This window comes from Paenibacillus sp. 05T425 (assembly GCF_056396205.1).
In genome coordinates this window covers 1-410 of record NZ_JBFTLA010000139.1, presented here as the reverse complement: position 1 = coordinate 410, position 410 = coordinate 1, and the positions used below count along the sequence as shown (strand labels likewise).

1 pseudogene is annotated in these 410 nt (G+C 60.0%); it reads left to right on the top strand.

The annotated features are described in order from the left end of the window. A pseudogene (locus tag AC1DF0_RS32475) lies at positions 1-410 on the top strand (hypothetical protein); the annotation flags it as partial.

Genomic DNA, 410 nt, shown 5'->3' with positions numbered 1-410 from the left:
GTCATTCGGCATTCAGCATCAGCTCCAATAACGGCTTGCGGCCGTTCTTCACTGAAGTCTACGCAGGCATGGCGGCGCTGGGCTTGCCGCGCGATACCTTCATGCACGAGATGGGCGTCAGCCAGTTCGAGATCAACCTGCTGCATGGCGATCCGCTGCTGTTGGCCGACAAGACCTTGCTGTTCAAGCATCTGCTCAAGGAAGTGGCGCTCAAGCATGGCCTGACCGTGGTCTGCATGGCCAAGCCGTTGGCTCACACGCCGGGCAGTTCGATGCATATTCACCAGAGCGTCGTCGAGATCGACAGCGGGCGTAACGTGTTCAGCGACAAGGCCGGCGAGCCGACCGCGACCTTCCGTCATTTCATCGGTGGTCAACAGGCCGGCCTGGCGGATTTCACTGCGCTGTTT